The organism is Nocardioides sp. NPDC054178 (assembly GCF_055585005.1).
The window spans coordinates 100,586-123,168 of the sequence record NZ_JBVJKY010000011.1; the positions used below are offsets into that span (position 1 = coordinate 100,586).

Consider the following 22,583-nt stretch of genomic DNA (forward strand, 5'->3'; position numbering starts at 1 on the left):
CCGCAGAGCCGGCGAAGCCGTAGGGAAGAATGCCCGGGGCCGGTGTCTTCGCTATGCACACCGGCCCGGGGGCAAGGACCAGGAACGGCATGGCAAGGAAGGCACCCGGCTGACATGAGAGCGATCTTGCTGAGCGGAGCGATTGCGCTTCTGTTCTCGCTGCTCGGCACCCGATTTGCGATCGTACAGTTCACGAAGTTGGGCTATGGCCAGGAGATCCGCGAGGACGGGCCGACGACCCACCGCACCAAGCGCGGCACCCCGACCATGGGTGGCGTCGCGATCGTGATCTCGGTTGTCGTGGGCTACTTCGCGGCCAAGCTGCTGACCGGCGACGCCCCGAGCGCGACGGCCTACCTGCTGCTCTTCCTCCTGGTGGGTATGGCGGCGGTCGGCTTCGTCGACGACTTCATCAAGGTCTTCATGCAGCGCAACCTCGGTCTGCGCGCGTGGTCCAAGATGGTCGGGCAGACGCTGGTGGCGGTGGGCTTCGGCGCGGTGGCGATCCACCCCGGCCTGGCCAACGCCGACGGCATCACACCCGCGGCCGACCAGCTCTCCTTCATCCGCGACTTCGGACCCCACTTCCTCGGCGGCGACGGCATCCTGTTCTGGCTCGGTGGCGCGCTGCTGCTGGCCATCTTCTGGATCATGGTCACCGGCACGTCCAACGCCACCAACCTCACCGACGGCCTCGACGGTCTGCTGGCGGCCTCCTCGGCGATCGTCTTCGCCGCCTACACGATCATCTCGATCTGGCAGAACAACCAGCGCTGCGGCCGCCCGAGCGTGGAGATCGGCACCTGCTACGAGGTGCGCGACCCGCTCGACATGGCGATCCTCGGCGCCGCGATCAGCGGCGCGTGCATCGGCTTCCTGTGGTGGAACGCGAGCCCCGCGAAGATCTTCATGGGCGACACCGGCTCGCTCGCGCTCGGCTCCGTGCTGGCCGGCTTCGCGATCCTGTCGCACACCGAGTTCCTGCTGATCATCCTCGGCGGCCTCTTCGTCATGGAGACCTCGGCGGTGATGCTGCAGGTGGGCTGGTTCAAGCTCTCCCGGCGCCTGACCGGAACTCCGAAGCGGATCTTCCGGATGACACCGATCCATCACCACTTCGAGCTGCTCGGCTGGGAGCAGGTCACCGTGGTCATCCGGTTCTGGATCATCACGGGCCTGTTCGTGGCCGCCGGCCTGGGAATCTTCTACGCCGAATGGGTGGCGACGATCTGATGGACCTTGACAACCTCGACAAGCTCGGTCGCAACGACTCCTGGGAGGGCGTGAAGGCGGTCGTGGCCGGCTTCGGCGTCTCCGGTTTCGCCGCCGCCGACAACCTCACCCACCTGGGTGCCTCGGTGATCGCTCTGGACGAGTCGCCGGGCGACGAGGAGCGTCAGGAGAAGGCCAAGCTCCTCGGCATCCTGGGTGCCGACGTACGCCTCGGCGAGGGTGCCACCCACGTGCTGCCCGACGACGTCGACGTCGTGGTCACCTCTCCCGGCTGGCGGCCGACGGCTCCGCTGCTGGCTCAGGCGCGCGAGCGCGGGATCCCGATCTGGGGAGAGGTCGAGCTGGCCTGGCGGCTGCGCGACCCCGACAACGCCGCCCCCTGGCTGGCGGTCACCGGCACCAACGGCAAGACCACGACCGTGCAGATGCTCGACAACATCCTGCGTACGGCTGGGCTCCGCTCCGTCGCCGTCGGCAACGTCGGTCTGCCGATCGTCGAGGCCGTGATGGACCCCGAGCCCTATGACGTCTTCGCCGTGGAGCTCTCCTCCTTCCAGCTCCACTACACCTCCTCGATGGGCGCCGAGGCCGCCGTCGTGCTCAACATCGCCGAGGACCACCTCGACTGGTACCCCTCGATGAAGGAGTACGCCGCCGACAAGGGCCGCGTCTACGAGGGCGTCGAGCGGGCCTGCGTCTACAACGTCGCCGACGAGGCCACGATGCACCTGGTCGAGGAGGCCGACGTCGTCGAGGGCGCCCGCGCGATCGGCTTCACCCTCGGCACCCCGGCGGTGGGGCAGCTCGGGATCGTCGAGGACATCCTGGTCGACCGGGCCTTCATCGAGGAGCGGCAGACCTCCGCCGCGGAGCTGTGCCAGATCTCCGACCTCGCCTCCTCCGCACCCCACTACGTGCAGAACGCGCTGGCCGCGGCCGCGCTCGCCCGGGCGCACGGGGTCTCCCAGGCCGCCGTACGCGACGGGCTGAAGTCGTTCCGCCCCGACGGTCACCGCATCGAGGTCGTGGCCGAGTCCGGCGGCGTCACCTGGGTCGACGACTCCAAGGCGACCAACCCGCACGCCGCCCAGGCCTCGCTCCAGGCCTACGACCCGGTGATCTGGATCGCCGGCGGGCTGGCCAAGGGTGCCCGCTTCGAGGACCTGGTCGCCTCCATCCACGACCGGCTGCGGGCCGTCATCCTGATCGGCCAGGACCGCGACGTCATCGCCTCCGCCCTCGCCGCCCACGCCGGTGACCTCGAGATCGTCGAGCTCGACGACCCCGACGGCCAGGCCGCCCTGACCGAGGCCGTCGAGATCGCCGCCGCCCTGGCCAAGCCCGGCGACACCGTGCTCCTGGCCCCCGGCTGCGCCAGCCAGGACCAGTTCCGCGACTACAAGGCCCGCGGCGAGGCCTTCGCCGAGGCCGTACGCCGCCAGCTCTAGCGTGGGGCGACACGCGGGGCAGATGCACCGCGATCGCGGAGACGGCGGCGAGAATGTAATGGACGTACGTCGCACCGCAACTGGGAGGTAGGCCGTGACGACCACCAGCCCCGACCAGACCGGTCCCGGCCCGGCGGAGCCGGCCAAGGCGTACCCGAAGTCGGTCCTGGGCTATCTCAAGGCCTGGTTCCACGCGCTGCGGGTGGCGCTGAACCGGCCGCTGGCCGCCTACTACCTGCTGCTCACCAGCACCGCGCTGCTGCTCACCATCGGGCTGATCATGGTGCTGAGCGCCTCGAGCGTGTGGGCCTACCAGTACATGGGCAACTCCTACGCGATCGTCGGGCGGCAGGTGCTCTGGGTGATCATCGGCATCCCGTGCGCGTTCATCGCCTCCAGGATCAGGCCGAAGCACCTGCGCCGGCTGGCGTGGCCCGGATACGTCGTCGCCTGCGTGCTGCTCTTCCTGACCATCTTCCTGGGCCACGACGTCAACGGCCAGCAGAACTGGATCGGCGCCGGCCCGATCAAGATCCAGCCGTCCGAGATCGCCAAGCTCGCGATCGTGCTGTGGTCCGCCCACGTCTACGCGCTCAAGGACCGCCGGCTCGACAGCCTCCACGAGGTGCTGATGCCGGTCCTGCCCGGCATCGCGGTGGCCACCGGGCTCGTCCTCGCCGGCAAGGACCTCGGCACCGCCCTGGTCTTCTTCGCGATCGTGCTCGGGATGCTGTGGGTGGTCGGCGCGCCCGGGCGGCTGTTCGGGATCGCGATCTCGATCATCGGTGTCTCGGTGCTGTTCCTGATCAGCACCGACACCGAGCGGCTTGCCCGGCTGACCAGCTTCGTCGACCCGTTCAAGGACTACCACGGGCAGGGCTGGCAGCCCTCCCACGGTCTCTACGCGCTCAGCTCGGGCGGCGTCCTGGGGCAGGGGATCGGGGCCTCGCAGCAGAAGTGGGGCGACCTGCCCGAGGCCCACACCGACTACATCTTCGCGGTGCTCGGCGAAGAGCTCGGCCTGGTCGGCACCCTGCTCGTCGTCGGCCTGTTCCTGACCCTCGCCTTCGCGCTGGTCAAGGTCGCGCGCCAGACCGACCGGCCGTTCGTACGCTACTTCAGCTTCGGCGTGCTGGTCTGGCTGCTGGGCCAGATGATCATCAACGTGGGCATGGTGCTCGCGCTGCTGCCGGTCATCGGCATCCCGCTGCCGCTGGTCTCCTACGGCGGCTCGGCGCTGATCCCGTCGATGGTGGCGCTGGGCGTCGTGATCGGCTTCGCCCGTCGTGAACCCGCAGCGGCGGCGGCGCTGAAGCAGCGTAAAGCCTTGGCAAAGGATCGCGCGCGCCAGGCAGCCGCCTACCGATCCGCTCAACGCACCAGATAAGTTCTGACGCATCATGAAGGCCCTCCTCGCCGGCGGTGGCACCGCTGGACACACATCCCCTCTGCTCGCCACGGCTGACGCCCTGCGCCGTCTCGACCCCAGCGTGGAGGTGACCTGCCTCGGTACGCCTCGCGGCCTGGAGAACCAGGTGGTCCCCGCCGCGGGCTACCCGCTCGAGCTGATCCCGCCGGTCCCGATGCCGCGCCAGCTCAGCAGCGACCTGCTGAAGGTGCCGGCCAACCTCAAGGGCGCGGTCGACGCGACCTACGAGGTGCTCGACCGGGTCCGGCCCGACGTGGTCGTCGGCTACGGAGGGTACGTCTCGATGCCGGCCTACCTCGCCGCGAAGCGGCGCCACATCCCGATCGTCGTGCACGAGGGCAACGCGATGCCGGGTCTGGCCAACAAGGCGGGTGCGCGGGTCGCCGACCGGGTCGCGGTGAGCTTCCCGGACACCAAGCTGCCCAAGGCCGAATACATCGGGCTGCCGATCCGCCGGATGATCTCGACGATGGACCGCTGGGCGCTGCGCGCCGAGGCGCGCAGCTTCTTCGGCCTCGACCAGCACCGCCCCACGATCGTGGTCACCGGCGGCTCGCAGGGCGCCCGGACGATCAACGAGTCGGTCTCCGGCGCCTACCGGGCGCTGGCCAGCAACGGCATCCAGGTGCTCCACGTGATCGGCCCGAAGAACGAGCTCGCCTCGCCCGGGCCCGGCTACCACGTCCTCAACTACGTCGACCGGATGGACCTCGCGCTGGCCGCGGCCGACCTGATGATCTGCCGCTCCGGCGCCAACTCGGTGATCGAGGCGAGCGCCGTGGGGGTCCCGGCCGTCTACGTACCTCTCCCGATCGGCAACGGCGAGCAGTCGCTCAACGCACGTGCCGTCGTCGACGCCGGGGGCGCCGTGCTCGTCTCCGACGCCGACATGAGCGCCGCGTGGGTCACCAGCCACGTACCCCCGATCGTCACCGACCGCGCCCGGCTCGAGGCGATGTCGAAGGCCGCCAGCGACCTGGTCCCACGCGACGCCGACGAGCGGTTGGCACGGATGATCTTCGAGGTCGTCGCAGGAGGTAAGTCATGAGGGTTCCCGTTCCTGAGCACATCCTTCCGGCCGAGCAGCTGGGCAGGGTCCACTTCATCGGCATCGGTGGGGCGGGCCTGTCCGCGATCGCCCGGGTCATGCTGGCCCGCGGGATCGAGGTCTCCGGCAGCGACGGCGCCGACTCCTCGATGGTCGCGGCGCTGCGTGAGGAGGGCGCGACCGTCTACGTCGGTCACGACGCCTCCCAGGTCGACGGCGTCGACACGCTGATCGTGTCCACCGCCATCCGCGAGGACAACCCGGAGTACGTCGCCGCGGTCGAGAAGGGTCTGCGGATCTACCCGCGCTCGGCCGGCCTGGCCTCGGTGATGGAGGGCCGCCGCGTCCTCGCCGTCGCCGGCACCCACGGCAAGACCACCACCACCTCGCTGCTGACCGTCTCCCTGCAGGCCGCGGGCGCCGCACCGACCTACACCGTCGGTGGCGAGCTGGCCGCCTCGGGCACCAACGCCGCCGAGGGGGCGGGCGACCTGTTCGTCGCCGAGGCCGACGAGTCCGACGGCGCGTTCCTGGTCTACAAGCCCTACGCCGCGGTCGTCACCAACGTCGAGGCCGACCACCTCGACCAGTGGGGGACCGAGGAGGCCTACCGCGAAGGTTTCGCCCAGTTCGTGGGGCGGCTGGCTCCCGACGGGTTCCTGGTCGCGGTCATCGACGACCCCGGCGCCGCCGACCTGCGCCACGTCGCCCACTCGCTCGGCCGCCGCTTCATCGGCGTCGGTGAGTCGGAGCTGGCCGACGTACGCGCCGTCGACGTCGTCCTGGAGGGCACCACCTCCTCCTTCACCGTCGTCGACGGGCTCGACGAGCTGGGCCGGATCACCCTGCAGATCCCGGGTCGCCACTACGTCGCCGACGCGTTGGCCGCGCTGACCGTGGGGCTGCGCCTGGGTCACTCCTTCGACCTGCTCAAGGCGGGGCTGGAGTCCTTCACCGGCACCCGGCGGCGGATGGAGCGCAAGGGCGAGGCCGCAGGCGTACGCGTCTACGACTCCTACGCCCACCACCCCTCCGAGATCGCCGGCGACCTCGTCTCCGGCCGGTCCGTGGCCGGGCAGGGGCGGCTCATCGTCGCCTTCCAGCCCCACATGGTCTCGCGCACCCGGATCTTCGGTGAGGAGATGGGCCGCGTGCTCGGCGCCGCCGACGAGGTGGTCGTCCTCGACGTCTATCTCGCCCGCGAGGACTACGACCCCGAGGTCACCGGCAAGCTCGTCGCCGACGCGGTGCCGCTGCCGCCCGACCGGGTCGTCGCCGTCGCCGGGCTCGAGGAGGCCGCCGCCGAGCTGGCCCGCCGCGCCCGTCCGGGTGACCTGGTTCTGACCCTCGGGGCAGGTACCGTGACCGAGGTGGGCCCGATGGTGCTCGCCAGGCTACGTACGGCTGAGCAGTAACGCTGGGGGAGGCGGGTATGCCGGAGAAGGGGTCGGGCGTGGAGACCGAGATCGCCGAGGCCCTGGAGATCGCCCGGTCGGCGTCGGGGGAGCACGAGCTCGACCTCGACGCGGAGGAGGGCGCGGCCGAGGCCGAGGCCGACTCGAGCGCCGAGTCGAGCAGCGACCCGGGGGTCGATCCGACGACCCTGAAGAGCCGCAAGGCGTTCGCCCGGCGCCAGTGGCGCCGGCGCTGGCTGGCCTGGCGCTACCTCATCGTCGGCACCCTGGTCATCGCCCTCCTGCTCGGCGGGATCTGGGCGGTCTACTTCTCCACCTGGCTCCAGGTCAAGGGCACCTCGGTGCACGGCTCGATGAAGATGACCAGCGCCAAGCAGGTCGTCGAGTTCGCGGCGGTCCCCGTCGGGGAGCCGCTGGCCACCGCCGACCTCGAGGCGGTGCAGGTGCGCGTGCTCAACGGCCTCTCGATGGTGCGCTCGGTCAACGTCTCGCGCGAGTGGCCCGACAAGATCCGGGTCGACGTCACCGAACGTACGCCGGTGGCCGTTGTCTCCATCGGCGGCCGGCTCCGCGCGCTCGACGAGACCGGCACCGTCTTCTGGGACTACAAGAAGGCGCCCTCCGGCCTGCCGATGGTGAACACCGTGACCGGCACCAACTCCGACGCGCTGCGCGAGGCCGCCGCGGTGGCCTCGGCGCTGCCCGCGGACCTGGCCAAGAGGGTCGACCACGTCGAGGTCACCACCGTCGACTCGATCTCGCTGGAGCTGCGCAACGACAAGCGGGTGGTGTGGGGGAGCAGCGCCCAGTCCGACACCAAGGCCGACGTGCTGGTCGCGCTGATGAAGGCGGAGCCCGACGTGGCCCACTACGACGTCTCGGTGCCCGGCCAGCCGGTGACCAGCAAGAGCATCGGCTGATCCGCCACGGCGCTTCCCTACCGGACGGCAACGGATCGGCACAACTGATCTGCGTCCGCGTGTCGCGCCAGTTTGAGGACGTACGTCTGCCTACTGTTCTGAGAACGGCGAGGTTGACATAACTATAACCCTCAGGTTGAGGGTCAGGGTTGAGAACCCGCCGTCAGGACCAACCAGCGATCGAAGGGGCGACCACCGTGGGAGCTGCACAGAACTATCTGGCGATCATCAAGGTCGTCGGCATCGGTGGCGGCGGCGTCAACGCTGTCAACCGGATGATCGAGGTCGGCCTCAAGGGGGTCGAGTTCATCGCCATCAACACCGACGCCCAGGCCCTGCTGATGAGCGACGCCGACGTCAAGCTCGACATCGGTCGCGAGCTGACCCGCGGTCTCGGTGCCGGCGCCAACCCGAGCGTGGGGGAGAGCGCCGCCGAGGACCACGCCGACGAGATCGAAGAGGTCATCAAGGGCGCGGACATGGTCTTCGTGACCGCTGGTGAGGGTGGCGGTACCGGCACCGGCGGCGCCCCCGTCGTGGCCCGGATCGCCCGCTCCCTCGGTGCTCTGACCATCGGTGTGGTGACCCGCCCGTTCGCCTTCGAGGGCCGCCGTCGCGCCAACTCCGCCGAGGAGGGGATCAGCAAGCTCCGCGAGGAGGTCGACACCCTCATCGTCATCCCCAACGACCGGCTGCTGTCGATCTCGGACCGCAACGTGTCGGTGATGGACGCCTTCCGTCAGGCCGACCAGGTGCTGCTCCAGGGTGTCTCCGGCATCACCGACCTGATCACCACGCCGGGCCTGATCAACCTCGACTTCGCCGACGTGAAGTCGGTCATGTCCAACGCCGGGTCGGCGCTGATGGGCATCGGCTCGGCCCGCGGTGACAACCGCAGCGTCGAGGCCGCCGAGATGGCCGTCTCCTCGCCGCTGCTGGAGGCCTCGATCGACGGCGCCCACGGGGTCCTGCTCTCGATCGCGGGCGGCTCCGACCTCGGTCTCTTCGAGATCAACGAGGCCGCCGCGCTGGTCGCCGACGCGGTCCACCAGGAGGCCAACATCATCTTCGGCGCGACCATCGACGACGCGCTCGGCGACGAGGTCCGGGTCACGGTGATCGCGGCCGGCTTCGACGGCGGCATGCCCAAGCGCCGCGAGGGTGCCTCCGCGCTCGGCAGCGTCCAGGGCCGCTCCACCGGCTCCCAGTCCGCCGACAACGGCGAGACCGCCGCGGTGGCCACCGCCGTCGCGACCCGCCGTGCCGAGGAGCCGGAGGAGACCCCGGCCGCGCCGGCCAAGCCGGCCCCTGCCCCCGCCACCCCTCCGCCCGCGGCGCCGCCGGCCGAGCCCGCCCCGGTCGCCAAGAAGCCCGCTCCGAGCGTCCAGTTCAGCGATGATGAGCTCGACGTTCCCGATTTCCTCAAGTAAGCACAGCCTCAAGTAAGCACAGCTCGAAGTAGGTCCTTCTTGTATTCGTTCCGAGCCTCAGCAGGCCTCGTCGACCTGGCGTTCACCGACAGGTACGGCGGGGTCAGTCTCGCTCCGTACGCCGAGCTCAACCTGGCGGTCAACGGCTCGGACTCGGCGGAGGCCAAGGCCGAGAACCATCGGCTGCTGCTGGCCGACTTCGCCGACGGTGCGCCCTACGCCGACCTCTACCAGGTCCACGGCAACGCGGTCGTCGACGCGGAGTGCGGCACCCGCCCCGAGGCGGACGGCATCGTCACCACCGAGCGTGACCTGGTGCTGCTGGTCCGCACCGCCGACTGCGTACCCGTGCTGTTCGCGGACGAGGCGGCCGGGGTCATCGGTGCCGCGCACGCCGGACGCAAGGGGATGGCGGTCGGGGTCGTGCCCGAGACCCTCGCCCGCATGCGCGCGCTCGGCGCGACCCGGATCACCGCCTGGGTCGGACCGCACGTGTGCGGCAAGTGCTACGAGGTGCCTGCCGAGATGCAGGAGGAGATCGCCGCGGTCGAGCCGGCCACGCGCGCCACCACGAGCTGGGGCACCCCGAGCCTCGACGTCGGCGCCGGAGTGCTGGCCCAGCTGGCCCGCGAGGGTGTCGAGACGGTCGACGCCAGCCGCTGCACCCGCGAGTCCGAGGACCTCTACTCCTACCGCCGTGACGGCGCCGGCATGTCGCTGGGCGCCCTGATCCGGCTGCGTGGTGCCTGATGGCCGCTCGCGCCGATGAGATCGCCGCGGGGCTCGCCGAGACCCGCGAGCGGATCGCCGCGGCGGCCAAGGCCGCCGGACGCCCCGCCGAGGACGTCCATCTGGTGGTGGTCACCAAGTTCTTCCCGGCCTCCGACGTACGCATCCTGGCCGGCCTCGGCGTCACCGACGTCGGTGAGAACCGGCACCAGGAGGCGGCGGCCAAGGCGGCCGAGTGCGCCGACCTCGGGCTCCGCTGGCACTACATCGGCGGTCTCCAGTCCAACAAGGCGGCCGCCGTGGCCGGCTACGCCGACGTGGTCGAGTCCGTCGACCGCTCCTCGCTGCTGCCCCGGCTCAGCCGCGGCGCCGGAGAGCGCGGCCAGATCCTCGACGTGCTCCTGCAGGTCTCTCTCGACCCGCCCGGACGCGAGGGCCGTGCCGGGACGGATCCCGGTGACGTACGCGACCTGGCTGCTGAGGTCGTGGCGACCGACGGGCTCCGGCTGCGAGGCCTGATGGCGGTCGCGCCCCTCGGCGAGGACCCGGAGCAGGCTTTCGCCCGGCTGGCGCGGATCCGAGAGGACTTCCTGGTCGAGTATCCCGAGGCGACGGTGCTGTCGGCGGGGATGAGCGGCGACCTGGAGCAGGCGATTGCCCATGGCGCGACACACGTACGTGTCGGGTCTGCGGTCCTCGGAGAGAGGCCAACTGTCAAGTAATGTCTCGGACAGCAATACTTTGGGGAAGGTGGGAACATGAGCGGCGCGATGCGCAGGTTCGGTGAATACCTCGGCCTGCTCGAGGACACCGGTTACGACGACGATGTCTACGAGGGCGACGACGACGAGACCCGCTCCCACGAGGCCGTCAAGGCGCCGGTGCGGTCCAAGCAGTCCCGTCCGGCTCCGGTGGCCGACCTTTCCGAGCGGCGACGAGCAACGGTGGTGCCCGCGGTGACCGAGCTTTCCAAGATCATCACGCTGACCCCGACGTCCTACAACGAAGCGCGTCAGATCGGCGAGAACTACCGCGACGGCACGCCGGTGATCATGAACCTCACCGAGATGAGCGATCCGGACGCAAAACGGCTCGTCGACTTTGCGGCCGGCCTGATCTTTGCTACCTATGGGAACATCGAGAGGGTCACCAACAAGGTGTTTCTTATCTCACCTGCGAACGTTTCGGTCACGGCTGAGGCCAAGCAGAGGATCGTTGAGGGCGGCTTCTTCAACCAGAGCTGAGGCCTTCGACACCTGCTCGTAGGTGCCTGGATGCGGTCCGCGTCTGGCATGTCTACGGACAGGCGCTAGAGTTTCGACAGCATTACCTGATGCCGCCCCCCGGCGGTGCAGTCCGTACGTCTGAGTCAACCGAGTAATGAATGGGTGAGGTCATGCCGCTGACGCCAGAGGACGTGAGCAACAAGCGCTTTACTCCCGTCCGGCTCCGCGAGGGCTACGACATGGGCGAGGTGGACCAGTTCCTCGACGAGGTCGAGGCCGAACTGGCACGTCTCACCCGGGAGAACGACGACCTTCGCGGGAAGTTGGCATCTGCGCAGTCGGGTGGGGGTCCGTCCTTCCCGATGGCTCCCGAGCCGCCTGCTCCTGAGCCGATGCCGGCGCCTGAGCCGGTCTCGCACCAGATGCCGATGTATCAGGAGGCACCGCAGACCGGCGGCATCGAGACGATCCGGGTCGAGACCGTGCCGGAGGCGTCCAACGCCGCCGCGCGCCTGCTCGAGCTGGCCACGCGCAACCACGACGCGCTCATCGACACGGCCAAGAACGACGCCGACAAGATCGTCGGCGAGGCCCGCACCAAGGCCGAGCGCCTCGAGGCCGAGTCGAAGTCGAAGGCCGACCGCATGGAGGCCGACGCGCGCACCCGTGCGCAGATGCTCGACAGCGAGACCGCCGAGCGTCGCCAGCAGCTCTTCGGCGAGCTCGAGCGTGAGAAGGACAACCTGACCACCGAGGTCGACACCCTGCGCAACTTCGAGCGTGAATACCGTTCCCGCCTGAAGAGCTACTTCACGCAGCAGCTCGACGCGCTCAACAACTCGGCTGAGTCACAGGCGCCCGTGATGGCGGCCGCCGTCAACGAGTCGGGCCCGGCGCCCAAGCGTCTGCGCTCCATCCTGGGGGAGGACGAGGGCTAAGCGCCCTCGTAGTCAGGCTTCCATCGGCCGGTCCCGCGACGCGGGGCCGGCCGATGCGCATGTCCATGCCCCATAACGGGTACGGCACAGAAACGCGTTGTAGCAGGTGAGACGGGTCCTGTACGTGGATTGTGCGGTTTTTCCGCGCTGCGGACCAATATCCGTGGAGTTTCGGTGTGTTAGTTGAGTGGAGCCGAATCCCGGGCTACATTCCGGGCACGCACTCCGCACCGACTCGGCGGCGCGAAGTGACGGCAGGAGAAAGGGGACTCCATGTCTGTACCGAAGAGGTGTCGCGCCAGCGCGGCAGTTGGGCGCGTCCAGGTGACGACGCCCGAGCTTTCTGGGAATACCAGCTCCTACGTCACGGCTTCCACGTCGGTGGCCGCGGCGAGCGCCTAGCCAAACCTGACCACCGTGCGGCCCGGAGGCCGTGTCTCACACCAGAAAGCGAGTGCCGTGCCTAAGAAAGCAACCAAGACCGTCGTCTCTCCTGACCAGCTGAAGGTCAAGGACGGCGAGGACCCGTGGACCAAGGATGAGCTCAACGAGGTCATCGACGAGCTTCACGAGATGAGGGCTCACAGCCTCGAGGTGCTCACCGCGCTCGAGACCGAGCTCTCCGGCCTGATGAAGGACTCCGGTGACGGCGCCGGGCAGGACCAGGCCGACATGGGGGCGACCAGCTTCGAGCGCGACCACGAGCTGACCGTGGTCAACAGCGAGAAGGACAAGCTGGCCCAGATCGAGCGCGTCCTGGGATACCTCGAGGACGGCTCGTACGGCATCTGTGAGTCGTGCGGGGAGCCGATCGGCAAGATGCGGCTCATGGCGTTCCCGCGTGCCACACTGTGCATGACATGCAAGCAGCGCGAGGAGCGTCGCTGAGCGACGCACATACCGGTCCTGAGTCCGACGTGCGCCCTGTTCGATGGGCTGAGTTCGCGACCGTCGCAGTGTTTCTCCTGGTCATCGACCAGATCACGAAGCTCTGGGCGGTCGCGACGCTCGTTCCCGGGCGGCCGCAGGAGCTGATCGGATCGGTGCTCCAGCTCAACATCATCCGCAACCCGGGCGCGGCCTTCTCGACGGGGACCGGCCACACCTGGGTCTTCACGACGCTCTCGATCGTGGCCACGATCGGCGTGCTCTGGTTCGCGCGCCGGGTGCGCCACCGGGGCTGGGCCCTCGCGCTCGGGATCCTGGTCGCCGGCATCAGCGGCAACCTGATCGACCGGCTGCTGCGTGAGCCGGGCTTCTACGTCGGGCACGTGGTCGACTTCCTGCAGCTGCCCAACTGGCCGATCTTCAACGTCGCCGACATGTGCATCAACGTGGCCGCGGTGCTGATCGTCATCCTCTCGTTCAAGGGGATCGGGCTCGACGGGTCGGTCGACGGCGGTGCCGCGGACGAGTCGGACGAGTCGGACACGTCGGACGAGGCGTCGAAGGACGAGTCCGAGGGCGAGAAGAAGTGAACTTCGGTCACGCCGACCAGCGCACGCTGCACGTTCCCGACGGTCTGGAGGGGGAGCGGGTCGACGCCGCCATGGCGCGGCTGTTCGGCCTCTCCCGCACCCGCGCGGCGGAGCTGATCTCCGAGGGCCTGGTGACCGTGGACGGCTCGGTCGTGGCCAAGAGCGACCGGGTCAGTGCCGGGTCGATGCTCGACGCGACGATCCCCTCGCAGGCCGACCCTCTGGAGATCAAGCCCGAGATCGTCGAGGGCATCAAGATCATCTACGACGACGACGCCTTCGTGGTGATCGACAAGCCCGTCGGCGTGGCCGTCCACCCCTCGCCGGGCTGGCAGGGGCAGACCGTCGTCGGTCACCTCGCCGCGGCCGGTTTCCGGATCTCCACCTCGGGGGCCAAGGAGCGCGAGGGCATCGTCCAGCGCCTCGACGTCGGCACCTCGGGCGTGATGGTGATCGCCAAGTCCGAGCACGCCTACTCCGTCCTCAAGAACGCGTTCCGGCAGCGTACGGTCGACAAGACCTACCACGCGCTGGTCCAGGGCCACCCCGACCCGCTCGAGGGGACGATCGACGCCCCGATCGGACGCAACCCGAAGTACGACTACAAGTTCGCGGTCCGCGCGGACGGACGTCCGTCGGTGACCCACTACGAGACGCTCGAGGCGCACCGGTTCGCCTCGCTGCTCGAGATCCATCTCGAGACCGGGCGCACCCATCAGATCCGCGTCCACATGTCGGCGCTGAAGCACCCCTGCGTCGGCGACCTCACCTACGGCGCCGATCCCGCCCTGGCGCGACGCGTCGGGGTCGAGCGGCAGTGGCTGCACGCGGTGAAGCTCGGCTTCGAGCATCCGGAGACCGGTGAGTACGTCACCTTCGAGTCGACCTACCCCGACGATCTCCAGCACGCCCTCGATGTCATCCGCGACTCCGACTGAGGCGGTGCTCCGTCCCGCGGAGCCCGAGGACATCGCCGAGATCGTGCGCACCTACGTCGATGCCCGTGCCGCCGCGCCGATGCCGGTGCCGATCTACCCCGAGTCGGACATCCGGGAGTGGCTCGCGGTCAAGGTCCTGGCGCCCCAGACGGGGTCGCAGGTGTGGGTCGCGGAGGTCGCCGGTGTCGTCTCGGCCTTCGTCGCCTTCACCCCGACCTGGCTCGACGACCTCTTCGTCCATCCGCGCGCCCAGGGCACCGGCCTCGGCACCATGCTGCTCGATCTGGTCAAGTCGCTGGTCCCCGACGGCTTCGGCCTGTGGGTCTTCGAGATGAACACCCCCGCGCGAGCCTTCTACGCACGCCACGGCCTGCGTGAGGTCGAGCGCACCGACGGCTCCGCCAACCAGGAGAAGACCCCCGACGTACGGATGTCCTGGCCCTAGCCGAGACGTCGCCCCCGCCGGCCGAGAAGTCGCTTCTGGCGGCCGAGACGTCAGTTCATTTGTCCGAATCGTCCGTTGTGGCGACCGAGTCGGCCCCGATCCGAGGCGTACGCCGCAGCCACGGGTCGGCGAGGATCATGCCGACCGGTGGCCCGACGAGTATGAAGATGCTGCGGAATGCGTCGGGAGGATCGGCCATTTCGACGCCGGGCATCAGTCCCAGAAGAACCGCCGCGAGCATGAGAAGGCTGAAGCCAAGGAGCCGATCGGAGGGGTCGTTGGCGCGTACGACCTGCCACAGGGCTCCGATGGCGATCAAGGCCAGCGCCGCAAGTGATGTGGATTGCGACTCCGAGAGCCACTGCGGGTCGGCGAGATGGAGCCCGAAGGTGACCAGGATGACCACGATCAAGACCCAGCGGACGCGGGTCGTGTCCGGCTTCGATGCGGAGTCAGAGGGCTGCGGCACGGCGAGAGTGTGGCATGCCGATGACCGGCGCGTTGGCAGAACAGTCGAGGCGTCATCAGCGTCGGCCGAGATGGCACGTCGCTGCCTACTCGGCCGACGTAGGTGACGCCTCGGCCTGCAGAACTGACGTCTCGGCGGCGATGAGGGCGATCTCGGCGGGGCCGACGCGGCAGCAGCCGCCGACGTACGCGGCTCCGGAACGGACCCAGGAGAGGGCCTCGCCGGGGCGGAAGTGCGGGGTGCCGGTCCAGGCGCCGTCGGCGTAGGTCTCGCCGGTGTTGGGGTAGACGACGGCGGGCTCGCCGGTGGCGGTGGCGAGCTGGACGGCGGCGGGTACGTCGGCCGGGTCGCAGCAGTTGACGCCGACCGCGACCACCGAGCGGATGTCTGCGGCCAGCGCGAGCGCGTCTGCCAGGGGCTGGCCGGCGCGGGTGCGGGGGCCGGCACAGGAGTAGGAGAACCACACCGGGAGGCCGATGTCGTCGAGGAGGTCGACGAGCACCTCGGCCTCCTCGATGTCGGGGATGGTCTCGACCGCGATGAGGTCGGGGTCCTCGGTCTCGAGCAGCGCCAGCCGGGGTGCGTGGAAGTCACGCAGCACGCTGGCCGAGACGCCGTAGCGGCCGCGGTACTCGGACCCGTCGGCCAGGTAGGCGCCATAGGGTCCGATGGAGGCCGCGACCAGGCGTCCGGGGGCCTCCTGGGCGACCTCGCGCGCGACCCGGACGCTGCGGCGCAGCAGCTCGGTGGCGTACGTCTGGCTCATCCCGGCCCCCACGAAGCCCGGGACGCTGGCCTGGTAGCTGGCGGTCGTGGCGACGTCGGCGCCGGCGGCGAAGTAGGCGCGGTGGACCGCGGCGATCTCGGCCGGCGACTCGTCCAGTAGCCGGGCCGTCCACAGGGCGCCGGAGACGTCATGACCGCGTGCTTCGAGGGCGTTCGACAGGCCGCCGTCCAGGATTGTCACCACAAGTCGAAGATATCCCCTCGGGACCCTCGGCCCGCCTACCGATCTTGTCGGTGGTGCCAGATAGTCTGTAGTCCTTCCCCCAGGTCGTCCGTTTGCGCGGGCTCCTGCGCCCGCTCCATCCGTTCGACCTCGAGGAGGGCTCCACGCCAATGGCGGCCGGCTCCAAGGACTCTTTCGTCCACCTGCACGTCCACACCGAATACTCGATGCTGGATGGTGCCTCGCTCCTCGATGGTCTCTTCAAGCGGACCAGCGAGCTCGAGATGCCGGCGATCGCGATGACCGACCACGGCAACATGCACGGGGCCTACGACTTCTGGAAGAAGGCGAAGGCCCACGACGTCAAGCCGATCATCGGCATCGAGGCCTACATCACCCCGAACACCCCGCGCTCCGAGCGCAAGCGGGTGCGGTGGGGCAAGGGCGATGCCGCCCAGGAGGGCGGCGACGACGTCTCCGGCGGTGGCGCCTACACCCACATGACGATGTGGGCGGAGAGCACCGAGGGGATGCACAACCTCTTCCGGCTCTCCAGCCGCTCCAGCCTGGAGGGCTACTACTTCAAGCCGCGGATGGACAAGGAGATCCTCGCCGAGCACTCCAAGGGGATCATCGTCTCCACCGGCTGCCCCTCGGGCGCGATCCAGACCCGGCTGCGGCTGGGTCAGTGGGACGAGGCGCTCAAGGAGGCCGGCGAGCTGCAGGACATCTTCGGGAAGGACAACGTCTTCCTCGAGCTGATGGACCACGGCATCTCCATCGAGAAGCGGGTCCGCGACGACCTGCTCAAGCTCGGCAAGACGATGAACATCCGCCCGGTCGCGACCAACGACTCCCACTACAACAACCCCGAGGACGCCGCCGCCCACGAGGCGCTGCTGTGCGTCCAGTCGGGCAGCCGGATGACCGAGCCGCCCTACTCCAAGGGCGGCAAGCGGTTCGCGTTCGAGGGCAGCGGCTACTACATCAAGACCGCTGCCGAGATGCGCGAGCTGTGGGGCCAGCAGGACCTCATCGAGGCCTGCGACAACACCCTGCTGATCGCCGAGCGCTGCGATGTGCAGTTCACCGAGTCGACCGGTGGCTACATGGCGCTCGCCGACATCCCCGAGGGCGAGACCGAGGAGTCGTGGCTGCGCAAGGAGACCTGGCGCGGCATCGAGCTCCGCTACCCGGGCGAGAAGACGACCCAGGAGGTCCGCGACCGCGTCGAGTTCGAGATCGACGTCATCCTGCAGAAGGGCTACCCGGGCTACTTCCTGGTGGTCGCCGACTTCATCCAGTGGTCCAAGGACAACGGCATCCGGATCGGACCGGGCCGTGGTTCCGGTGCCGGCTCGATCGTGGCGTACGCGTTGCGGATCACCGATCTCGACCCGCTCGAGCACGGACTCTTCTTCGAGCGGTTCCTCAACCCCGAGCGTCCCTCGATGCCCGACTTCGACATCGACTTCGACGACCACCGACGCGGCGAGACGATCAAGTACGTCACGGAGAAGTACGGCGCGGAGAAGGTCGCCCAGATCGCCACCTTCGGGCGGATCAAGGCCAAGCAGGCGATCAAGGACGCCGCTCGGATCCTCGACCACGGCTTCGCGATCGGTGACCGGATCACCAAGGCGCTGCCGCCCGACGTGATGGGCAAGGGCGTCCCGCTCAAGGAGCTGTTCAACCCCGACCACAAGCGCTACGGCGAGGGCGGCGACTTCCGGGCCCTGCACGACACCGACCCCGACGTCCGCAAGATCTATGAGACGGCGCTCGGCCTCGAGGGCCAGATCCGCCAGACCGGCATCCACGCGGCGGGCGTGATCATGGCCTCCGAGCCGATCATCGACATCGTCCCGCTGATGGAGCCCAAGCAGGACGGTCAGGTCGTCACGCAGTTCGAGTATCCGACCTGTGAGTCGCTCGGCCTGGTCAAGATGGACTTCCTGGGCCTCTCCAACCTCCACACCCTCGAGGACGCGCTGGACAACATCCGCGCCAACCGCGACATCGACCTGGTGCTCGAGGACGTCCCCTTCGACGACAAGCCGACCTACGAGCTGATGCAGCGTGGCGACACGCTCGGCGTCTTCCAGCTCGATGGTGGTGGCATGCGGGCGCTGCTGCGCTCGATGCTGCCCGACCGGTTCGCCGACATCACCGCGGTCTCCGCGCTCTACCGGCCGGGCCCGATGGGTGCCGACTCCCACAACAAGTACGCCCACCGCAAGAACGGCCGCGAGCCGATCGTGCCGATCCACCCCGAGCTCGAGGAGCCGCTCGCGGAGGTGCTGGGGGAGACCTACGGCCTGATCGTCTACCAGGAGCAGGTGATGTCGATCGCCCAGGTCCTGGCGGGGTTCTCGCTCGGACAGGCCGACAACCTGCGCCGGGCGATGGGCAAGAAGAAGAAGGCCGAGCTCGACAAGCAGTACGCCGGATTCCAGGCCGGCATGCTGGAGCGTGGCTACTCCCAGAAGGCGATCGACACGATCTGGGAGATCCTGCTGCCGTTCTCCGACTACGCCTTCAACAAGTCGCACTCGGCGGCCTACGGCGTGGTCACCTACTGGACGGCCTATCTGAAGGCCAACTACCCGACCGAGTACATGGCCGCGCTCTTGACCTCGGTCAAGAACGACAAGGACAAGATGGCGATCTACCTCAACGAGTGTCGCCGGATGAAGATCGCGGTGCTGCCGCCCGACGTCAACGAGTCCGCCCACGACTTCACCGCGGTCGGCACCGACATCCGATTCGGCCTGACCGCGGTCCGCAACGTCGGCGCCCAGGTGGTCGACGGGATCGTCGAGGCACGCACCTCCAAGGGCCGCTTCGAGGACTTCAACGACTTCCTTTCCAAGGTGCCCGACCGGGTCTGCAACAAGCGCGTGATCGAGTCGCTGATCAAGGCCGGCGCCTTCGACGACATGAAGCACCTGCGCCGCTCGCTGGTGGCGATCCACGAGACCGCGGTGGACCAGTACGTCGACATCAAGCGCAACGAGGCGATCGGCCAGGACTCGCTCTTCGGCGGGCTCGACGAGGCCGACGGCGGTGACTTCGGGATCTCGGTGACCATCCCCGAGATGGACGAGTGGGACAAGATGACCCTGCTCGGACACGAGCGCGAGATGCTCGGCCTCTACGTCTCCGACCACCCGCTGATGGGCCTGGAGCATGTCCTCGCCAACGGCACCGACTGCACCATCGGTCAGCTGATGACCGACGAGTCCCGGCCGCACAACACCACCGTCACGGTCTCCGGGCTGGTCACCAACGTCAACCGGCGCATCACCAAGAAGGGCGACGCCTGGGCGACGGTGACCCTGGAGGACCTCGAGGGCTCGGTCGAGGTGCTGCTCTTCCCGTCGTCCTACCAGCTGGCCGCGCCGCACCTGGTCGAGGACTCGATCATCCGGGTCAAGGGCCAGCTCTCCCGCGACAAGGACCAGCCCGAGCTGCGCGGCCAGGAGGTCACCGTCCCCGACCTGACCGGCGGTCCGGGTGCCGCCGGGGGACCGGTGGTGATCTCGCTGCCCTCGACCCGGTGCACCCCGCAGGTGATCGCGTCGCTGCGTGACGTACTGACCACCTATCCCGGAGTAGCCGAGGTCAGGCTACGGTTGATGACACGGGACGCGACCCGGGTCATGAAGCTCGATGACCGGCTGCGGGTGGCACCGACTCCCGAGCTGTTCGCCGACCTCAAACACCTCCTCGGACCAGGATGCCTGACAATCTGATCGTGCCGCCGCCGCCCAGTCTCTACGCGACCAGCGGCCGCTCCACCCGCCCCGACCTGTCCCGCCCCGTGCTGGTCCAGGTGGCCATCATCGTGGCCGCCTTCATCGTCGGCGGCCTCGCCGCGGGTCTCGCCGCCGCGACGCTGTGGACCCCGCCGACCGGGATGGTGCTCGAGGGCAAGTGGTACCGGGGCCTCATCTCGATCGACCCGCCCGCCATCGGGCAGAACATCGACCAGGCCGTCTTCGCCGCGACCGGCTGGTTCTCGGTCTGCGCGATCGTGCTCGGCCTGCTGGTCGGCATCGCCGCGGCGGTCTGGCTCAACCGCTCCGAGCTGGTCACCCTCGCCGCGCTGGCGGTCGGCGGTGCGATCGGTGGCGGCCTGATGCTGCTGGTCACCTCGTTGCTCTCGCCCGAGGACCCCAACGCGCTGGCCAAGGGCGCCGCCGACGGCACCGTGATCCAGGACAGCTTCCAGCTGGCCTCGCCGTGGCTGGTCCTGCTCGTCCCGGGCTCGGCGATGCTGGCACTGATGGTGATCTTCCTGATGTGGGCGCCGCACCCTCGCGAGGACCATGAGCTCGAAGGGCAGCAGGTCGGGACCGAGCGGTAGGTCCGGCGCGGCTATCTGGCGATGGGGGCCGTGGTGGCGGAGGTGATCGTGATCAGGTCGGTGGGGTCGAGCTCGATGTCCAGGCCGCGGCGGCCGCCGGAGACATAGACCGAGTCGTACGTCGTCGCGGACTCGTCCACCACGGTCGGGTGGGGACGCTTCTGGCCGACGGGTGAGATCCCGCCGGCGACGTAGCCGGTCGCGCGCTCGGCGGCGCTCACCTCGGCCATCTGCGCCTTCGAGCCACCCAGTGCACGGGCCAGCGCCTTGAGGTCGAGCTGGCCGGTGACGGGGACGATGCCGACGACGAGCTTGCCGTCGAGGGACGCCATCAACGTCTTGAAGACCCGCCTCGGCTCGACCCCGAGGGCCTCGGCGGCCTCCAGGCCGTAGGACTCCGCGCGCGGATCGTGCTCGTAGGGGTGCAGGGTGTAGTCGATGCCGGCCCGGGTGAGGGCGAGGGTCGCCGGCGTGCCTCCACCGGCCCGCTTCCCGGCTTGTTTCTTGGGCATCAGTTGGGAGACCACTTCGTGCGGGCGACCTCCGTCGCGGGCAGCGAGGGGATGACGTTCATCGCCTTGAGCTCGGAGCGCAGCAGGTCGGTGACCATGCCGAGGCGTACGCCGGCGTCGGGCGCCTCCAGGAGCGCCTGGCGGTCGGGCATCGGCAGGGGAGTGGTGGCCGAGATGGTCCAGGAGAGGAACTCCGGGTCCTTGGGGAGCGAGCCGGTGAACGGGTCTTCGCGGAACTCCAGCAGCGCCGCCCGGTAGGCGGTGAAGGTCGCTCGCGCGGTGTCGACGATGGCGTGGGGGACCGCGACGTGATCCTCGGGGAGCTCCTCGACATCGGCGACGGGGAAGTCGCCCGAGCTGACCAGGCTGTCCATCCGGATCCGGTCGACCGCGAGCACCTCGAGGTCGAAGGAGCCGTCCTCGTGCCGCTCCACCTCGGTGATCAGCAGCTTCACCCCGACGCGGTAGAGCGACTGGGCGCCGGTCTCACCGACCTCGTACCCCTCGCGGATCGCGACCGAGCCGAAGTGGCGGTCCTCCTCCTCCTGACGGAGCAGGTGGTGCACCATCGCGCGATAGCGGTCCTCGAAGACTCGCAGCGGGAGCGTCACGCCGGGAAACAGGACCGCGTTGAGCGGAAACATGGGTAGTCGCTGGCGCTCGTTCACGGGACCAACCTATGGGGCCCGCGGGCGTGTGCGCCCGCGAACCCCACAGTGTGTCCCTCCCGCGACTGGCCCGAGCGGTCAGCCGTCGTACGCCGCCCGGTCGATCTTGGTGTGGTAGCGCTGTCCGGTCGCCGCGCCGAGGAGCGCGCCGGCGAGCATCACGACCAGAAGCACGACGCCGGCGACCAGCGCACCCCAGCCGAGCTGGTCGGTGCTCAGACCCACGTTGGGCAGGTCGACCTGCTGCATGATGTCGTAGCGCGAGCCGAAGACGGCGCCCACGACGGCCGCGATGATCATCACCGCGATGGCCACGATCCACACGCCCAGGCCCTGACGACGGGCGTCGAAGCGGGACATCCGGCCGGCGACGTAACCACCGGCGTAGTAGCCGATGAACATCACCACGGCGAGCGTGATCGCGGCCGCGATGCCGGCCGAGTCGGCCATCGACTCCAGGTCGGTCTGGGTCCAGTTCTGGTCGGCACCGACGGCCGAGGCGACGGCGCTGATGACGGCACCGAGCAGGACGGTGACGCCGACCGCGACGAGCCAGCCGAAGAAGCAGGCGCCCCAATTGATGCCGCCGTAGGTGTCGTGCAGAGCCGCATGGCGCCCGTCCTCGACGTGGCGGTGGTGCTCGACGTCGGTGGCGGCGGGGGCCCCGGCGTACGGACGATTGACCTCGTCGGTGGCCCGGTGCGGGCGCTCGACGTTGTCGTCGTGGCCGACGACGGCGGGGCCGCCGGGGTAGGCATCACGCGTCTGGGCGTGGTTCACGTCGGTCTCGGGGTAGCTCTCGTCGGCATGCTTGTCCTCGCGGTGGAAAAGTCCAGGGCGTGCCATGGCGATCCTCCTTTGGTGGGTCAGTCCTCCGGGTACCCGGATCGGGGCGCCGTATGCGTCTCCCGGCCGCGTCCACGTGGCGTCGGCAGATCG

Annotated in this window: 22 protein-coding genes; 17 read left to right on the top strand and 5 right to left on the bottom strand. The window is 69.2% G+C overall.

Annotated elements, in window-relative coordinates; all coding sequences use genetic code 11:
- Nucleotides 1–114: 114 nt before the first annotated feature.
- The 15 genes from mraY (at nucleotide 115) to ACZ6WN_RS28845 (ending at nucleotide 14,677) form a co-directional block, all read left to right on the top strand.
- Nucleotides 115–1,233 (top strand): phospho-N-acetylmuramoyl-pentapeptide-transferase, encoded by a 1,119-nt coding sequence (gene mraY, locus ACZ6WN_RS28775; RefSeq protein ID WP_465869660.1) that lies wholly within the window; start codon nucleotides 115–117, stop codon nucleotides 1,231–1,233.
- On the top strand, nucleotides 1,233–2,681 hold the full coding sequence (gene murD, locus ACZ6WN_RS28780) for a UDP-N-acetylmuramoyl-L-alanine--D-glutamate ligase (RefSeq protein WP_465869661.1): 1,449 nt from the start codon (nucleotides 1,233–1,235) through the stop codon (nucleotides 2,679–2,681). The genes mraY and murD overlap by 1 nt, the downstream gene beginning before the upstream one ends.
- A 94-nt stretch (nucleotides 2,682–2,775) precedes the next feature.
- Nucleotides 2,776–4,068: a putative lipid II flippase FtsW gene (ftsW, locus tag ACZ6WN_RS28785; protein ID WP_465869662.1), complete on the top strand. Its 1,293-nt coding sequence runs from the start codon at nucleotides 2,776–2,778 to the stop codon at nucleotides 4,066–4,068.
- Between the two features lie 13 nt (nucleotides 4,069–4,081).
- A complete protein-coding gene (gene murG / locus ACZ6WN_RS28790; RefSeq protein ID WP_465869663.1) occupies nucleotides 4,082–5,158 on the top strand; it encodes an undecaprenyldiphospho-muramoylpentapeptide beta-N-acetylglucosaminyltransferase in 1,077 nt (358 codons plus the stop codon).
- Entirely contained in the window at nucleotides 5,155–6,573 is a 1,419-nt protein-coding gene (murC, locus tag ACZ6WN_RS28795) for a UDP-N-acetylmuramate--L-alanine ligase (protein WP_465869665.1), read from the top strand. The genes murG and murC overlap by 4 nt, the downstream gene beginning before the upstream one ends.
- Before the next feature lie 38 nt (nucleotides 6,574–6,611).
- Entirely contained in the window at nucleotides 6,612–7,493 is an 882-nt protein-coding gene (locus ACZ6WN_RS28800) for a cell division protein FtsQ/DivIB (RefSeq protein ID WP_465869666.1), read from the top strand.
- 197 nt (nucleotides 7,494–7,690) lie between these two features.
- Nucleotides 7,691–8,923 (top strand): cell division protein FtsZ, encoded by a 1,233-nt coding sequence (gene ftsZ, locus ACZ6WN_RS28805; protein WP_465869667.1) that lies wholly within the window; start codon nucleotides 7,691–7,693, stop codon nucleotides 8,921–8,923.
- A 39-nt stretch (nucleotides 8,924–8,962) separates the two neighbouring features.
- Nucleotides 8,963–9,673, top strand: coding sequence for a peptidoglycan editing factor PgeF (gene pgeF / locus ACZ6WN_RS28810; protein ID WP_465869669.1), 711 nt, complete (start codon nucleotides 8,963–8,965; stop codon nucleotides 9,671–9,673).
- Nucleotides 9,673–10,374, top strand: coding sequence for a YggS family pyridoxal phosphate-dependent enzyme (locus tag ACZ6WN_RS28815; protein WP_465869671.1), 702 nt, complete (start codon nucleotides 9,673–9,675; stop codon nucleotides 10,372–10,374). The genes pgeF and ACZ6WN_RS28815 overlap by 1 nt, the downstream gene beginning before the upstream one ends.
- Before the next feature lie 36 nt (nucleotides 10,375–10,410).
- Entirely contained in the window at nucleotides 10,411–10,896 is a 486-nt protein-coding gene (locus ACZ6WN_RS28820; protein ID WP_160024322.1) for a cell division protein SepF, read from the top strand.
- 152 nt (nucleotides 10,897–11,048) lie between these two features.
- Nucleotides 11,049–11,816: a DivIVA domain-containing protein gene (locus ACZ6WN_RS28825; RefSeq protein WP_229788310.1), complete on the top strand. Its 768-nt coding sequence runs from the start codon at nucleotides 11,049–11,051 to the stop codon at nucleotides 11,814–11,816.
- Between the two features lie 459 nt (nucleotides 11,817–12,275).
- Nucleotides 12,276–12,704 (top strand): TraR/DksA family transcriptional regulator, encoded by a 429-nt coding sequence (locus ACZ6WN_RS28830; RefSeq protein ID WP_091047579.1) that lies wholly within the window; start codon nucleotides 12,276–12,278, stop codon nucleotides 12,702–12,704.
- A complete protein-coding gene (gene lspA / locus ACZ6WN_RS28835; RefSeq protein WP_465869673.1) occupies nucleotides 12,677–13,294 on the top strand; it encodes a signal peptidase II in 618 nt (205 codons plus the stop codon). The genes ACZ6WN_RS28830 and lspA overlap by 28 nt, the downstream gene beginning before the upstream one ends.
- On the top strand, nucleotides 13,291–14,232 hold the full coding sequence (locus tag ACZ6WN_RS28840; RefSeq protein WP_465869675.1) for an RluA family pseudouridine synthase: 942 nt from the start codon (nucleotides 13,291–13,293) through the stop codon (nucleotides 14,230–14,232). Before lspA ends, ACZ6WN_RS28840 begins: the two co-directional genes overlap by 4 nt.
- A 4-nt stretch (nucleotides 14,233–14,236) precedes the next feature.
- Nucleotides 14,237–14,677, top strand: a complete 441-nt coding sequence (locus tag ACZ6WN_RS28845; RefSeq protein ID WP_465869676.1) for a GNAT family N-acetyltransferase — start codon at nucleotides 14,237–14,239, stop codon at nucleotides 14,675–14,677.
- 55 nt (nucleotides 14,678–14,732) lie between these two features.
- On the opposite strand, the gene ACZ6WN_RS28850 is transcribed toward ACZ6WN_RS28845, so the two are convergent.
- Together ACZ6WN_RS28850 and mmuM are read right to left on the bottom strand one after the other, a co-directional pair.
- Nucleotides 14,733–15,083, bottom strand: a complete 351-nt coding sequence (locus ACZ6WN_RS28850) for a hypothetical protein (RefSeq protein ID WP_465869678.1) — start codon at nucleotides 15,081–15,083, stop codon at nucleotides 14,733–14,735.
- A 148-nt stretch (nucleotides 15,084–15,231) separates the two neighbouring features.
- Nucleotides 15,232–16,116, bottom strand: coding sequence for a homocysteine S-methyltransferase (gene mmuM / locus ACZ6WN_RS28855; RefSeq protein WP_465869679.1), 885 nt, complete (start codon nucleotides 16,114–16,116; stop codon nucleotides 15,232–15,234).
- A 149-nt stretch (nucleotides 16,117–16,265) separates the two neighbouring features.
- On the opposite strand from mmuM, the gene dnaE reads away from it, so the two are divergent.
- On the top strand, nucleotides 16,266–19,850 hold the full coding sequence (gene dnaE / locus ACZ6WN_RS28860) for a DNA polymerase III subunit alpha (protein WP_465869758.1): 3,585 nt from the start codon (nucleotides 16,266–16,268) through the stop codon (nucleotides 19,848–19,850).
- The gene (locus ACZ6WN_RS28865; protein WP_465869681.1) at nucleotides 19,835–20,464 is read left to right on the top strand and encodes a hypothetical protein; all 630 of its coding nucleotides are present in this window, start codon (nucleotides 19,835–19,837) and stop codon (nucleotides 20,462–20,464) included. Before dnaE ends, ACZ6WN_RS28865 begins: the two co-directional genes overlap by 16 nt.
- Before the next feature lie 11 nt (nucleotides 20,465–20,475).
- Here the strand turns inward: ACZ6WN_RS28865 and ybaK are convergent, their stop codons facing one another.
- From ybaK to ACZ6WN_RS28880, 3 genes are all read right to left on the bottom strand, one after another.
- Nucleotides 20,476–20,976, bottom strand: coding sequence for a Cys-tRNA(Pro) deacylase (ybaK, locus tag ACZ6WN_RS28870; protein WP_465869682.1), 501 nt, complete (start codon nucleotides 20,974–20,976; stop codon nucleotides 20,476–20,478).
- A complete protein-coding gene (locus ACZ6WN_RS28875; RefSeq protein WP_465869683.1) occupies nucleotides 20,976–21,644 on the bottom strand; it encodes an LON peptidase substrate-binding domain-containing protein in 669 nt (222 codons plus the stop codon). Before ACZ6WN_RS28875 ends, ybaK begins: the two co-directional genes overlap by 1 nt.
- A gap of 78 nt (nucleotides 21,645–21,722) precedes the next feature.
- Nucleotides 21,723–22,490, bottom strand: coding sequence for a hypothetical protein (locus ACZ6WN_RS28880; RefSeq protein WP_465869684.1), 768 nt, complete (start codon nucleotides 22,488–22,490; stop codon nucleotides 21,723–21,725).
- Between the last annotated feature and the right edge of the window lie 93 nt (nucleotides 22,491–22,583).